Below are 12,931 nucleotides of genomic sequence, written 5' to 3'. Positions count from 1 at the left end.
TTATTGCCGATGTAACCATCGCCCCGCCGCCATCGAACAACGGAGGGCAGCGTGCATGCCGGCCATAGGGTCCGGGTGGTCACGCCGGTCCGGAGAATTAGGCATGGCCCTACCCATTCGCAGTATCACACTTGCAGTCGCTTTCGCCGCTGCAGGCTCGCTGGCGAGCCCCGTTTTTGCCGACGATGCCACGAGCAAAGCCGGCGATGCCATGCAAAGCGGCAGCATGACGAAGGATTCCGCCGCAATGAAAAAGGATAGTATGGGGTCCGACGCGATGAACAAAGACAGCATGGGTAAAGATGCCATGGGTTCAGGCGCGATGAAGAAGGACAGTATGGGATCTGACGCCATGGGCCAGTCGGCCCATGACTCGATGGCTCCGGAAAAGAAGTAAGATTCCTGAGGTTCACCGCTCCGCGCTTCCCCCATCGGGGCGAAGCGCGGAACCCTGATCGTGGCCGCCCTCGTAAAATGCGGAGAGCAAATGTCCATCGCTCATGAAAGCACGGCGTCGCAAGGACCGCTAATTTACCGCCAGGCCCTCATAACGCGGCTCACTCACTGGACGTGGGCTGTTTGCTTGTTCTTTCTGCTGTTGTCGGGGCTGCAGATTTTCAATGCCCATCCGACGCTCTACATCGGCAATCAGAGCGGCTTCGGATACGATAACGCCGTTCTGAGCATGCGTGCCGTCGACACACCTCATGGCCCCGAGGGGCGGACGAGCATCCTTGGACACGAATTCAATACGACCGGTGTCTTCGGCGTAAGCGGCCCTGCGGACGACCCAAACTATCGGGGTATTCCGGCAGCGCTCACGATTCCGTCCTACCGGGATCTCGCGACGGGGCGAGTCGTACATTTCTTCTTTGCATGGCTGCTCGTTGCGACACTTGTCGTTTGGCTGGCAGCGAGTTTCGCCAACGGCCATCTGCGCCGCGACCTCGCACCGACGCGCAGCGATCTTGAGAATTTTCCGAATGACGTCAGAGACCACGTGCGCTTCCGCTTTCATCACGGCGAGAGCTACAACGTCCTCCAGAAGCTGTCCTACTGCGCCGTCCTTTTCGTCTTGTTTCCGCTGATCATCGCAACCGGACTGACGATGAGCCCAGGTATTGACGCGGGATTTCCCTGGCTGGTCGAACTGTTCGGCGGCCGCCAGACCGCGCGCACGCTCCACTTCCTCGCGATGTTCCTGCTGGTCCTGTTCTTCTTCGTCCACGTCCTGATGGTTTTGTTGGCGGGTCCATTCAACGAACTGCGCTCGATGATAACGGGGTGGTATCGCACAAGCCCTTCCATTGGCCCCGACAAGATCGCGAATGAAGGGAAGAAGCCATGAGCAAGATCATGCTGACCCGCCGCAAGCTCTTGGTTACAGGCGCCGCCGGGGCTTCATCGCTGGTTCTCGGCGGCTGCGATGCGTTCGATTTCCTGAGCCAGAACGACAGCCACGCGCGCGCCGTTCTCGAAAAGGCAAACGATCTCACCTACCACGCCCAGCGGCTGCTGATCCGCAACGGCGCGCTCGCACCGGAATATTCCGAGACCGAGATTCGCCAGGGCCAGCGTCCCAACGGATCGACCGATCCGCAAACGAACGAGTATTTGACGCTCAAAGGCAACGGGTTTGCTGACTACCGCCTCGCGGTAACCGGGCTCGTCGAGCGGCCGCGAAGCTACTCGCTGGCAGAGCTGCGGAACATGCCATCGCGAACTCAGATCACTCGGCACGATTGCGTCGAGGGATGGAGTTGCATTGCCAAATGGACCGGCACGGCGCTCTCTCGCATTCTTGACGAAGCCGGCCTGAAGCCGAACGCGCGCTACGTCGTCTTTCATTGCTATGACAAGTACGACGACAACGCCGGCGCGGTTCCTTACTACGAGAGCTGCGATCTCATCGACGCGCGCCATCCGCAGACGATCTTGGCATACGGGCTCAATGGCGAAAGTCTACCCGTCGCCAACGGCGCACCGATCCGCGTCCGCATCGAGCGCGCGCTCGGCTACAAACAGCCAAAGTATGTTCACACCATCGAACTCGTGGATAGCTTCGCCCATATGGGCCGCGGCAAGGGCGGATTTTGGGAAGACCTCGGATACGATTGGTACGCAGGCATCTAGATGTCCCAGGCCGTGCGGCAGCACGGCCCTAGACCTTATGCCGGCTCTCGCACGCCTTTCGAAACCGCAGCAGCTGAACGCTTCCCTTCGATCAAATCGAACAGCTCTTCGACGCGCCGCCGCTCGGCCTGAGATTGGGGAATGAGGTAAGCCATCGCGACGTATATCGTCAGATTGACGACGAGCGCGACGGCTCCCGAGGTCAGCCCGTATGCCCATGGCAGGTAACCCGGATAGCCAAGCTCAAGAACGACCGCAACGACGAACCCCACGACCATTCCAGCAATCGCACCGTACTTGTTGCCCCGTTTCCAGAAGATGCCGAGGAACTGCGGCACGGCAAGTTGGATGATGCCCTGATAAGCAAGGACAGCAAGCGAGAAGAGCGCGGGTAACTCCAGACAGGCGAGCCACGACGACAGGATCGTCAATGCGAGCATTCCGAGTTTGGCGATGACGATCAGCTGACGCTCGCCGAGCTGCCAATAGTTGCCGACGAGATCGTTGGCGATCTGCGCGCCCGTCGCTTGAATGTTACCATCCGTGTGCCCCATCGAGGCCGCGAGCACGATCACGCCCGCCAATCCGAGAAGCCAAAGCCCTCCGGCTTCCTTGCTGACAATGAACCAGACGTCATTGGGATGCGCCGAAACGCCTGGAACTTGCGACCCCAGCATTCCAAATATCAGCAGCGCGACGCCAAAGATGAGCGACAGCGGAACAGCGAGCGCCGCAGATTTCTTCAGGCTTTCCACACCATCGGCGGTGAAGAGGCGAACGAAGATATACGGCCAGCACCAACCGCCGATCGCGCCCGTCAGGATCAGGCTGAAAAGGTATAGCGGGCCCTCTGCCGAACCGACGGAGGGTATGGCGAACATCTTCTGATCGAGCGCGTCGAACGAGATGCCGCGTGCGAGCACCATCCACACGATAAGGCCGATCAGCACGGCGCTGCCTATGATGTAGGCGACGATGCCCTGCGCCATGTCGGAGATGACGACGCCGCGCATTCCCATGCGCACGGTCCAAACCTGCCGGAGCGCGATGACGGCCACGCCAAGCATGACGGCTTCAGCAAACGACAGCGTGCCGAGTGACATATGCTGGAAAAGCGTACCGAGCGCCTGCATGCCGAGCACGAGCCAAGGCACGCCGGAAATGATGCCAACCACGGCGGCAATCGTCCGGATATGACGCGAGCCGAAACGCAACGCCAGAAGATCGGGTTGCGTGCGAAGATTGAACGTCTTCCCCCAAATCCACACAGGCTTCGCCATCAAGTACATGAGGACGACGGTGAGCAGACTGTAGGAAAGCACGTAGAACGAGATCACGCCCGCGCTCGCGGCCATGCCGCCGAACGCCGTGAACATCGCACCAGGATACCACGTGTTGAGGAACGACATCGCCTGATAGCGCGCGCCGAAAGAGCGCCCGCCGACCGCATAGTCGGTAAAATCGCGGTCTTTGATGCCGCTGAGCTGCAGAACGACGATGATGACAGCAAAGAATATTGCGATTGCGCCGAATGTGATGAGCATCAGCCGGCCTTCCCTGAACGGGCTTCAGCCAGATAAGCCGCTACGATGCTCGCCGTTATGAAAACCGCTACGGCAACGAAGTAGGTCACGACGGCCGGCAGTCCAAGGATCGCGGTTCTGTTGCGGTCAAAGGCCCAGTAAATCGGTGGAGCGAGCGCGACGACTGCATCGAGAATGAACCATCCTATGATCCAAGCTGCGTGATTGTTGGGATTGGTCTTGCCGTCGTCGGACACCGCGAGCACTCCCTCATTTTTATTTTTATGGGCACTTCCTAATTGTGAAAGCCGAAGCTACCGCACCTCGAACATCACGGAGCGTCTTTGGGCGGCAACGTCGGCGGGGGCAAAGGCGCGAATTCGATGGCAGGCGCACCGCCGCCAAGAAACTTGGAATCGAGAAGTCCCCCGCCGGATGGATCTCCTCCGATACCGCCGCCCGTGCGAACAGCTGCGCCTCCGGGATTGTCTTGACCACCGCCCGAACCGAAGTCTTTAGGCTTCCCCCACAGATGGTGATCGAGCTTGAGCTCGTTTTTGGCCGCTTCAACCTTCTGCGCGAGCGCCGCCGAATAGGGCAGAACGAACGCGCGCGGCACGAGGCTCGGCCGATTTTTCTCGTCCAGTTCCTCGACCCATAGATGGATGGCGCCGGGTTCGTTGTTGACGACATTGCTTTCGACGACCCGCGCCCACAACAATTCAAATCGCGGTGGCAAGCCTTCGTACGCAGACCATCCGAGCAGACCCTGAAGCTTGAAGAAGACGACGACGTACAGAGCGCTCATCGCAACAACCGCACCAGCCTTGGCACGCAACGACAGATTGGTACGCGTGAGCAGGATCAGCAGCAGAACGCCGAGCGCTGCATATGCGAGCGCCAATCCGAGAATTTCGCTTTGCAGGCTCATTTGCCGTCGCCTTTGTCCATGCCCATGCCGGTCCAAACCGAGCCGTTGAACGAGGCGAGTTCGCGTAACAATGACTTCTGCTCGCGGTTGACGCCGGTAACTTGGCCCTCTTTATCCATCGTGAAGCGAACGGCCGTTTTCTCTTCGCCGCTGCCGTTGAGTTCAATCGTATCGTAGTGCACGACCTGCACGGTGGGATTGAGCCTCTCCACCTTCACCGATACCGGCACCGGTTTTCCGGTTGACGCCGTGAAGTGGTAGACATTCACTGTATATTCGCCCGGAACGATGCCGCGGATGCTGACGATTTCCTGCCGGATCGGCGAATTCACCTTCGTGTCCCCGACAAGGATGAAGTCATTCGCGCCACCGCGATCGTCGCGATCGAGAACCAGGAATCCCGCCTCACGCCGGCGATAGAAGGCGATATGTCCGAGCGGATCTTGCACGAAGAGATCGACGTCGTCGGGATGGTTGTCCGGCCACGAAATGGTGATGAGAAATTCCGCTTTGGTGTCGACCTTGCCGCTCTTCGCGTCCGGCGCCACCATCAGCAGCGTGATGAAGAACAGAAAGGCGATGACCTGAAGCGCCTTGAACAGCATCACGCCAAACGGATCGAACGGCTCGTCGCGCGAAGCGAGATCAAACTCGTCGATCATTTGCTTCCCGCCGATTGCCGTTCGAGGGCCGAGACGACATGAACCTCGGTCATGCCGACCGCGCGGTTGAAGACGCGGTTCGTGGCGTCGTCGAGCATGTAGTACTGTATTTTGATCAGGATCGACCCGACGAGACCCGCAAGCGTCGTGTACATGGCGACCGCCATGCCGTCGCCCATGAGCGTCATGGATGATTTGAGCGCCACGCGATTTTCGGCATCGAGGCCGGCGATGGGAGCCAACATCATGATGAAGCCGACGATCGTTCCGAGCAGTCCGAGCTTCATCAACGTATCGCTGGCGAATGACCCGAAGTGATTGGATCCCCGCAACTGTCCCGCCAGTCCCCGCAGAAGGAGCGTTTGATCGAGGCGACCGCCTCCTTGCAGACCGGCCTTCGTCGCCAGATTGCGAATATGCGACGTGACGAGGCCCTTCGGGAGTTCGTTGGCGACGCCCGCAGCGTTCTCATGAAAAGCGAGAAGACGGCTGTCTGCGGCCACCAGTTGGCCTGCCCGCCGAGCTGCATCGTCTTCGCGGGAGATGATGATGGTCCGCCAGAGGCAATGCAGGGACGCCCCGATATAGAGCACCCCGATCAACGAAGAGATATGTGTGCGGTCGCTGACGACCATCTGCTGGATCAGCCCGAAATGCCAAAGCAGAACCGCTGCGAAAAGGGTCACGCCGGTGAAGATCATCCAGTACAGCAGCGGCGTGCGTCGCAACAATGCCGGCGTCTCGTCCTGAGGGTCGCCCCCAAGAAGCTTTCGAAATTCCCCACGATATTCCAAGTTCACACTTCCCACGCCGGTTAAAGCCCCATCCGGGGTCGAGAACTGAAGGCAACACGACGTTTTCGAAAAGGGCACAGGCCACGCGAGACGTTGGGCAAAATGCCCGACAATGGGTTAGGCTATTGCCAATAACGCTGTTGTCGGTGCCAAATCAGCCGGCGCAGAACATGGGGAGCTAAGCCGTGAACTTGATGGTCCGCCTCGTAGGACGCCTTTTGGCCGTTGTGCTGTTGTGTCTGGCTGGCGCAATCGGCTGGGTCATGGTTGATGCCCATCGCTCGATCGACGCTCAAACAGGGGCAACCGCGGATCGCGTCAGTCAGCATCTCGCAGCGCTTTACTGGCAAAAACTCGTATGGCGAAACGGCGTAAGCAGGGAGACGCTGCTGCCGATGCCCGAGTGGGAAACGTTAGCGACCGCAAGCATCGTTTCGCCCGGAATTTGTGTAATGGTAAAACCGCCCGGCGTCGATCCTCGTCAACTCTGCAGTCAAATCGAAGCGCTCGGCGAGCCCGCTCCTGCCTGGTTCGCGGCAACGTATGGTTTCCTCTTTGGTCCGCAGGTCGAGCAAAAGCGCTATCTTTCCATCCGCGACAAGGATGCAGGATACGTCCTGTCCGCCGCTCAGCCGGAAGCCGCGCTCCGTCTCTCTTGGCATCAAGTCTCGATCGTCGTTGGCGTCGCTATGGCGATGGCGGCAGCAATAGCTGTCCTCACTACGCTTATGATCGGGCATGCACTGATCCCGGCGCGGACCATCATCGAGGGATTGCGAAAATTGCAGCAAGGCGACCTTGCGTGGCGGCTGCCGCGGTTCCGTACCGCCGAATTCAATCTGATCGCCCGTGCGGTCAACGACCTGTCCGAAGAACTGGAGCGCACGAACTCGGCACGCACGGCACTGACGACCCGGCTGTTTCAAGTCCAGGAGGAGGAGCGCCGCGCGCTCGCACGCGATCTCCACGACGAATTCGGCCAGTGCTTGACAGCAACGGCGGCCCTCGCGGCCAGCATCGAAGCGGGATCCCCGTCCGACCGTCAGGATCTCATCGAAGATGCGCGCGCGATCACCCGCGCCCAACAACGCATGATGGAAAATCTTCGCGAAGCGCTCGTTCGTCTGCGTTCGCAGAATATCGATGAGATCGGGCTCGAAGCCAGCCTTCGCCAGCTTGTATCGGACCACAACACGCAGTCTGCGTCCCGCGCTGTCGTCCGCCTGAACGTCATCGGCAAAATGACTGCGCTGCCGAAGCAGGTAGCGATCGACATTTACCGCGTCGCTCAGGAGTGCCTGACCAATGCGATGAAGCATGGGTCGCCGACGGAGGTACGCCTGAGGGTCGAGCATGTCGGCCTTGCGCGCAACACGATCAGCCTGACCGTGGAAGACGACGGTGGCGGCGACGCCAGCAATATCAGCCGCGGTAACGGCCACGGAATTCTCGGAATGCGCGAACGCATAGCAGCACTTGGCGGCAGCCTGTCCATCGTCAAAGCCGCGAAGGGTGTGCGCGTAGCAGCCATCATCCCGGTGTTCGGCGCTCCCAATGGCATGGCCTTCTGTCAGGCAACCGCATGAGTGCGGTCACGATCCTTCTCGTGGACGATCACCCGATCGTCCGTGAAGGCTACCATCGGTTGCTCGAACGCCAGGATGGACTTCACGTTTGCGCTGAGGCCGATGACGCCGAGCAGGCTTATCGCGCCTACAAGGAACACCGGCCGGACGTCGTTGTCATGGACCTGACGCTGCCGGGCGCGAGCGGTCTCGAAGGCGTGCGCCACATTCGTCAGTGGGACAAAGACGCCAAGATCCTGATCTTCACGATGCACTTGGGAGTCGCATTCGCGCTCAAGGCTTTCGAAGCCGGCGCATCCGGCTACGTAACGAAGAGCAGTGCTCCGGGAGAATTGGTGAAGGCTGTGAAGGCCGTCGCGGCCGGCGGCCGCTTCTTGAGCGAAGATATTTCGCGAGCCATCGCAAGCGATCGCCTTGCGGGACCCGAGCGCGTTATCGACCAGCTTGGCCCTCGCGAAACCGAAATACTTCGCCTTCTGGCCTCAGGGCTGACGAGCGAGGCTATCGCCGAGATGCTCAATCTCAGCACGAAGACAGTGCGCAATCATCACTACGCGATCAAAGGCAAGATCGGCGCGCAAAACGATGCGCATCTCGTCTGGCTTGCCGTGAGCGCTGGTCTCGTCACCATCGAAGACGCGAGATTTGAAGTTCAGCCGTCGTAGATTGCCTTTGCCTCACGAGCAGAAACCGATGCAATGGCAGTGGCCCCACCAACCATTGCATCGGCACGCATCATCAATAGCTCAACTGCGTATCCCAGAAATCGCACTTGTAGGCGGCTCTGAAGTTCGCAATCGACGTTGTCGAGAGCGGGATGTCCTGGACGAAATATTTGGCGCTTCCACCTTCGAATTTCGGCCAAGGCGAATTTCCGGAGCCGTTGGGATTGCCGCTATCCGCGAAGTTCGTCCAAGCCGCAACGATCTGGTCGGACAGGCCGGTTTCTTGCTGATTGAGTTCTCGCGGCTGACCGGAGTTCTGGTCGAGGTTCACACCCAAATTCCCGCCGTGCCAGTTATTGAAGACGAACTGAATATCGATCGTATGCGCGGCGAGCGGTTTGAACCCGGGCATTTTTGGAAAGTAATACGGCGCATTCTGATAGGTGAAATCGTAGGCATAAGTCGGCACCTGAGGCGCCCACAGCTGCACGACGTGAAGTTCGCGGCACTTGTTCGGATCGGTCAAGAACCGTTCGTAAGCAAGCATCGGATCGCCGCCGTATGCCGAGAGCGGATACTGTGCCGCGGCAGGGCCGGTGACCGCCGCCGCATATTGCGCCGTTGTCATCGGAGCTTGCGGCGGCCCCGAGAAGTATTCCGTAATGCCGGTTATGAACGTGAACTCGTCCTTCACCGCGCCACCTATGATCGGCATCTTGTTGAACCTGCCGCTCGAGAATGCCTGCTGCGGCGTCAAAGGGATGATCGTTCCGTCGACAAAAGGACCCGACGTATATTGTCCGTCGGCATTCGGCGTGCCCTGGAGCTGAAGAATGCGAGCGGCTGTCAATCCGCGCAGACAATTTGCAGCCGCCGCGTTCGATCCTGAGCATCCTGCCGCGGTGCCGAAATTCTTGCCCTTCGTCAGCGCGTCGCTCGCCGACGGAAGTGTCGAGAAGAAGCCCGGCGAGCTCTGATAAATAGCTCTGTTGAAGAGCCCGTGCGCCAAGGGCGACACTTGGTTTACTCCCGTGTCGACAGCGCCGGCGGACTGGCCACCGAGCGCGACCCGGTTCGGATCTCCGCCAAACGACGCGATGTTGCGCTGAACCCAACGAAGCGCGGCTTGCTGATCGAGAGCGCCGTAATTGCCCCAGAGATGGCCTTCGCCATTGATTGCAGGATGCGAGAAGAAGCCAAACACGCCTAAGCGATAATTGATCGTCACGACGACCGACGCGACACCGTCCGGCCCACCCTGCGCAAGTTTGCTTGCATCATAATCGACAGTCTCTCCGTCGATATTGCCGCCGCCGTGGATCCACACGATGACCGGCTTCTTCTTCCCGTTGTGACTGCTCCCCGTCGTGAAGACATTTAAATAGAGGCAATCCTCGGTCGTGCTGGACGGACCGGCGAAGGCGCCGAGCTCCGTCACCTGCGGGCATGTATTGGCGAACTGCGTCGCGTCGAGCATGCCCTTCCATTTGTTGATAGCTTGCGGCGGCTGCCACCGAAGTTTTCCGACCGGCGGCGCGGCGTAGGGGATGCCCAAGAAAATATTGACGCCGTTCTTGCTGAACCCGCGAACGTTTCCATCGCCGGTGCTGACCGTTGGTCCATCATTGTCCGCCAGGGCGGCTCCGGCAAACGTCAATGCCGCGAAGGACGCCACGCAAATGCCTCGCGCAAACATGGAGAGAGGCGACGAAAGGGGCCGGCGCCCCCGATAATCGGAAGACTTGATCAAGGCAATTACTCCCATATCAAAATTTTCTTTGGTTGATCGCAGCCAATAGCGCGGCGCCGGCACTTGGGCGTCGGCGCGGGATCATGTGCCCGCAAGCGGGACGATCAGTTTTCCGATGAAATGAAAATGGCGGCTACGTTCAGAGCGTACCGATCTCGTCAATGAGTGCACGCACTCGCGCTTCACCAATCGAGTCGCTCTCAAAGAAGAGCGCGCAGCGCAGCGCAATTTTTTGGACGGCTGTGCGCTCTCGGAGAGATTCAGTACACCTCACACCGAGCAATGTTTCTGAAACCGCGCTTCGCTGCTCCTGCTCGCCGAAAAATTCTGTCGGCGAGCGCGAACGATCGCATTCGGAGAATCAAAAAAACGCCAAGGAGCAGAAACATGAGTAGATCTTATAGTCCGCGATACCACAGCGCATGGAGCAGACGCGCATTTGCGCTTTCGCTAGCCGCTGCAGGTATCGCATGCACGCCGGCATTCGCGCACGACGACAATTCCGACGGCAACAAAAAGGGCGGCCCCACAGTCTCCGTCACCGACGGGAAGGTGCAAGGATACACGAAGAATGGCGTCAACGTTTTCTTGGGCATCCCCTACGCCGCGCCACCTGTCGGAAAGCTTCGTTGGCAGCCGCCGCAGCCTGTAAGCAGATGGAAAGGAACGCTCGACGCGACGCAGTTCGCCAACACCTGCCCGCAAGTCACTGAACTCGGTGCGTTCGCGGGCCCGACGAGCACCACCGAAGACTGCCTCTATCTGAACGTTTTCACGACCGGCAACAGCAATAAGAAGAAGGGCGTCATCGTTTGGATTCACGGCGGCGGCAACGTCGACGGTGAATCGAATGACTACGACGGTACGAAACTTGCCCAAGGCGGCCCGGATGGAAAAGAGACCGTTGTCGTCACTCTGAATTACCGCATGGGACTATTCGGATATCTCTCGCATCCGGCTCTGAACAGCGAAGGACATCTGTGGGGCAACTACGGCATCATGGATATTCAAGCCGTACTTCGCTGGGTTCAGCGCAATATCGCGGCGTTCGGAGGCGATCCGAATAAAGTGGCTGTTGGCGGACAATCGGCGGGCGCAACTGACACTGGCGCGAACGTCCTCTCGCCGTTCTCGGCCAATCTCTTCAGCCGGGCAATTTATGAGAGCGGACCTCTGCCCAATCTCCCGGCAGCGTCTACGGCCCAAACAAACGGGCAGAACTTTGCTGCCGCAGCGGGATGTCCCACGACCTCGGGCAAGCCGGCAGCTGCGTGTCTCAGAGATCTGACGGCCGCAAGAATTCTGCAGCTCCAGGGCACGCCGAACGCCAACGGGCCTTACATCACGGGTCCTTTCGTTGACGGCACAGTTATTCCGATTGCTCCCCAAAAGGCGTGGACCACCGGACAGTATAACAAGATGCCGACCATGGGCGGCCGCGTTCGCGACGAAGGCAATTTCGGTATCAGCATTACCGAGTACTTCTCCGGACCGCCTCAGGTACCAATGACAGCGGATCAATACACGGCCGCGGTTACGAAAACTTACTCAGGCAACGCTGGTCCCGGTGGCGCACCGCCGGCCTATCCGGCAGGAACGGCGACTGCGGTTCTCAATCAGTATCCGTTGTCGGCCTACGGCAACGATCCGATGAAAGCCTACAATAGGGTGACGACGGATGCGCAGAAATGTCAGGCAGATCACGTCCTGAATCTTTGGGCGCCACAGATTCCTACCTACGCCTATGACTTCACCTACTCCGACGCGCCCTACTACTTCCCGAAAATGCCAGGCTTCAAACCGAACGCCGCGCACACGATCGACATCCAGTTCCTCTTCAACAACTGGCATGGCGGCCAGCTCGGCGTGAACCTGGACCAAGCGACCGGGATGCCTCGCGATCTCAATCAGACGGAAAGCAATCTCTCCGATCAGCTGGTTGCCGCGTGGACCAACTTCGCCGCAACGGGCAATCCGAACGGTTCGGGGAACTCGCCCTGGCCGAAATACGCAGGCAGCAACGCGAGCTACCTCGTTCAGGACATTCCTCTCTCGACGAACGGACGCTCGAGCTACCGCGCTACGTACAATTGCGATTTCTGGGATACGGTTTTGCTGTATCCGCTGCAGTAATTTGAGGTCTCGAGCAACTTAGGGCCGCTTCAACGCGGCCCTATTTTTGTGTCGGCATATGATAGGAAATAACGAGCAGTGCCGTCAGGATCGACGAAAACAAACCCGCGAGTGCGCCAATGTAAACCGGCAAAAGGACGTTCGAAAGCGCGGCAACTTCGAGGCCTGCCAGACTTCCGAAGATCGAGGCAATAATAGCAAATATGAAGACGGGCATTGGTAACGCCTGCTCGAACTCGCCGACGCCGAAGCCCAGTTCGACCAGCGCATTGCGCGACACCGCTGCAGCCACCGTACCTGTCAGGCCGGAAAGGACTGCGAGGAGCGCGTTGGGGTCCATCGCATTACCGAACACCATCCCGGCGAAAGCTCCGACGGCCGTCCCGACGCCGATGACGACCATCAAGCCCACATTCGTTATATCGCCCACAGCACACCTCTTCAGCGATGAGAGCCGTCGCACCGCTCCGACTGTAGCATCGTCCCGCGACGCGTACGCCGGTGATCGGAGCGGAGGAGCGGAGGCGCGGAACGCGCAAAACAAATTGTAAAAATGCTTTGGCAAATTTGACTCGACGCCGAAGATCGCTGCCGCGAGAAACGCGCCTCCAGCGCCGCGGCCATTGGCACCCCCGGGTAGAACAATCGTGCCGATCGGCGCCGAGACCTGATGTTCGAGGATCGGCAACCAGCGAAAGAGCTAGGCCATAAGGCGAATTGCGGTGCGCTGCCGCGGCCGATATGCCGGTCGGGG

The 12,931-nt window shown here is 59.3% G+C and carries 13 protein-coding genes; 6 read left to right on the top strand and 7 right to left on the bottom strand.

Going from position 1 to position 12,931, the window contains the following annotated elements:
* Positions 1-103: 103 nt before the first annotated feature.
* From K2Q04_RS10705 to K2Q04_RS10695, 3 genes are all read left to right on the top strand, one after another.
* The gene (locus K2Q04_RS10705; RefSeq protein WP_291163072.1) at positions 104-397 is read left to right on the top strand and encodes a pentapeptide MXKDX repeat protein; all 294 of its coding nucleotides are present in this window, start codon (positions 104-106) and stop codon (positions 395-397) included.
* Positions 398-487: 90 nt separating this feature from the next.
* Positions 488-1,348, top strand: coding sequence for a cytochrome b/b6 domain-containing protein (locus K2Q04_RS10700; protein WP_291163069.1), 861 nt, complete (start codon positions 488-490; stop codon positions 1,346-1,348).
* Entirely contained in the window at positions 1,345-2,133 is a 789-nt protein-coding gene (locus tag K2Q04_RS10695) for a molybdopterin-binding protein (RefSeq protein ID WP_291163066.1), read from the top strand. The genes K2Q04_RS10700 and K2Q04_RS10695 overlap by 4 nt, the downstream gene beginning before the upstream one ends.
* Positions 2,134-2,168: 35 nt before the next feature.
* Here K2Q04_RS10695 and K2Q04_RS10690 read toward each other — a convergent pair whose 3' ends face one another.
* The 5 genes from K2Q04_RS10690 to K2Q04_RS10670 form a co-directional block, all read right to left on the bottom strand.
* The gene (locus tag K2Q04_RS10690) at positions 2,169-3,677 is read right to left on the bottom strand and encodes a sodium:solute symporter family protein (RefSeq protein ID WP_291163063.1); all 1,509 of its coding nucleotides are present in this window, start codon (positions 3,675-3,677) and stop codon (positions 2,169-2,171) included.
* Positions 3,677-3,913 (bottom strand): hypothetical protein, encoded by a 237-nt coding sequence (locus K2Q04_RS10685; RefSeq protein ID WP_291163060.1) that lies wholly within the window; start codon positions 3,911-3,913, stop codon positions 3,677-3,679. Before K2Q04_RS10685 ends, K2Q04_RS10690 begins: the two co-directional genes overlap by 1 nt.
* Positions 3,914-3,987: 74 nt before the next feature.
* A complete protein-coding gene (locus tag K2Q04_RS10680; protein ID WP_291163057.1) occupies positions 3,988-4,587 on the bottom strand; it encodes a hypothetical protein in 600 nt (199 codons plus the stop codon).
* On the bottom strand, positions 4,584-5,249 hold the full coding sequence (locus K2Q04_RS10675; protein ID WP_291163054.1) for a hypothetical protein: 666 nt from the start codon (positions 5,247-5,249) through the stop codon (positions 4,584-4,586). Before K2Q04_RS10675 ends, K2Q04_RS10680 begins: the two co-directional genes overlap by 4 nt.
* Positions 5,246-5,980: a MotA/TolQ/ExbB proton channel family protein gene (locus K2Q04_RS10670; RefSeq protein ID WP_291163283.1), complete on the bottom strand. Its 735-nt coding sequence runs from the start codon at positions 5,978-5,980 to the stop codon at positions 5,246-5,248. The genes K2Q04_RS10675 and K2Q04_RS10670 overlap by 4 nt, the downstream gene beginning before the upstream one ends.
* Before the next feature lie 257 nt (positions 5,981-6,237).
* Here K2Q04_RS10670 and K2Q04_RS10665 point away from each other — a divergent pair, with 257 nt between their 5' ends.
* Both K2Q04_RS10665 and K2Q04_RS10660 read left to right on the top strand, forming a co-directional pair.
* Positions 6,238-7,629, top strand: a complete 1,392-nt coding sequence (locus K2Q04_RS10665) for an ATP-binding protein (RefSeq protein WP_366935751.1) — start codon at positions 6,238-6,240, stop codon at positions 7,627-7,629.
* The gene (locus tag K2Q04_RS10660) at positions 7,626-8,294 is read left to right on the top strand and encodes a response regulator transcription factor (RefSeq protein ID WP_291163048.1); all 669 of its coding nucleotides are present in this window, start codon (positions 7,626-7,628) and stop codon (positions 8,292-8,294) included. The genes K2Q04_RS10665 and K2Q04_RS10660 overlap by 4 nt, the downstream gene beginning before the upstream one ends.
* A gap of 73 nt (positions 8,295-8,367) precedes the next feature.
* Here K2Q04_RS10660 and K2Q04_RS10655 read toward each other — a convergent pair whose 3' ends face one another.
* The gene (locus tag K2Q04_RS10655; protein ID WP_291163280.1) at positions 8,368-9,990 is read right to left on the bottom strand and encodes a carboxylesterase family protein; all 1,623 of its coding nucleotides are present in this window, start codon (positions 9,988-9,990) and stop codon (positions 8,368-8,370) included.
* A gap of 441 nt (positions 9,991-10,431) precedes the next feature.
* Here K2Q04_RS10655 and K2Q04_RS10650 point away from each other — a divergent pair, with 441 nt between their 5' ends.
* Complete coding sequence (locus tag K2Q04_RS10650; RefSeq protein WP_291163045.1) at positions 10,432-12,177, top strand: carboxylesterase family protein; 1,746 nt, start codon at positions 10,432-10,434, stop codon at positions 12,175-12,177.
* A gap of 40 nt (positions 12,178-12,217) precedes the next feature.
* Here K2Q04_RS10650 and K2Q04_RS10645 read toward each other — a convergent pair whose 3' ends face one another.
* Positions 12,218-12,607 (bottom strand): hypothetical protein, encoded by a 390-nt coding sequence (locus tag K2Q04_RS10645; RefSeq protein ID WP_291163042.1) that lies wholly within the window; start codon positions 12,605-12,607, stop codon positions 12,218-12,220.
* Positions 12,608-12,931 lie beyond the last annotated feature (324 nt).

Origin of the sequence: Hyphomicrobium sp., assembly GCF_019753045.1 — a bacterium.
Classification (GTDB): Bacteria; Pseudomonadota; Alphaproteobacteria; order Rhizobiales; family Hyphomicrobiaceae; genus Hyphomicrobium_B.
The sequence above is the reverse complement of the archived record's forward strand: the minus strand, read 5'-3'. Positions and strand labels throughout refer to the sequence as shown.

Excerpts from the sequence above, each read along its gene's own strand:
- K2Q04_RS10665 (WP_366935751.1), top strand. The coding sequence starts at position 6,238 with ATGGTCCGCCTCGTAGGACGCCTTTTGGCCGTTGTGCTGTTGTGTCTG.
- K2Q04_RS10705 (WP_291163072.1), top strand. The coding sequence starts at position 104 with ATGGCCCTACCCATTCGCAGTATCACACTTGCAGTCGCTTTCGCCGCT.
- K2Q04_RS10695 (WP_291163066.1), top strand. The coding sequence starts at position 1,345 with ATGAGCAAGATCATGCTGACCCGCCGCAAGCTCTTGGTTACAGGCGCC.
- K2Q04_RS10680 (WP_291163057.1), bottom strand. The coding sequence starts at position 4,587 with ATGAGCCTGCAAAGCGAAATTCTCGGATTGGCGCTCGCATATGCAGCG.
- K2Q04_RS10660 (WP_291163048.1), top strand. The coding sequence starts at position 7,626 with ATGAGTGCGGTCACGATCCTTCTCGTGGACGATCACCCGATCGTCCGT.
- K2Q04_RS10655 (WP_291163280.1), bottom strand. The coding sequence starts at position 9,990 with ATGTTTGCGCGAGGCATTTGCGTGGCGTCCTTCGCGGCATTGACGTTT.
- K2Q04_RS10675 (WP_291163054.1), bottom strand. The coding sequence starts at position 5,249 with ATGATCGACGAGTTTGATCTCGCTTCGCGCGACGAGCCGTTCGATCCG.
- K2Q04_RS10700 (WP_291163069.1), top strand. The coding sequence starts at position 488 with ATGTCCATCGCTCATGAAAGCACGGCGTCGCAAGGACCGCTAATTTAC.
- K2Q04_RS10690 (WP_291163063.1), bottom strand. The coding sequence starts at position 3,677 with ATGCTCATCACATTCGGCGCAATCGCAATATTCTTTGCTGTCATCATC.
- K2Q04_RS10650 (WP_291163045.1), top strand. The coding sequence starts at position 10,432 with ATGAGTAGATCTTATAGTCCGCGATACCACAGCGCATGGAGCAGACGC.